This is a genomic window from Flavobacterium aureirubrum (genome assembly GCF_038739835.1).
In the GTDB taxonomy this organism is placed as follows: Bacteria; Bacteroidota; Bacteroidia; order Flavobacteriales; family Flavobacteriaceae; genus Flavobacterium; species Flavobacterium aureirubrum.
On sequence record NZ_JBCGDO010000148.1, the window covers coordinates 1 to 285 of the forward strand.

Sequence of the window (285 nt, forward strand, 5' to 3'; positions counted from 1 at the left end):
ATGGACGCTACGTTCGTGATTTAAACTTTACAACCGAGAATGTAGCCGTTTTTGCTGAAAATCAATTTAAAGTAACTGAAAAATTTAGCGTGACACCCGGAGTTCGTTATGAATACATTCAAAATTCGGGCGATGGCCGATTTGGAATTAGTAACGGAAATGATGTTGCTATGCCCAATAAAAACATTTCAAGAAGTCATCCGCTTTTTGGATTGGGATTAGAATATAAATTTAGAACGACCAATATTTATGCGAATATTACACAAGCGTTTAGACCTGTTTTAT

General features: G+C 35.4%; 1 protein-coding gene. It reads left to right on the top strand.

Annotated features, from left to right (window positions below; translation table 11 throughout):
• Positions 1-285: TonB-dependent receptor domain-containing protein (locus WFZ85_RS16295; RefSeq protein ID WP_342697288.1), on the top strand; the 285-nt coding region annotated here is incomplete at both ends.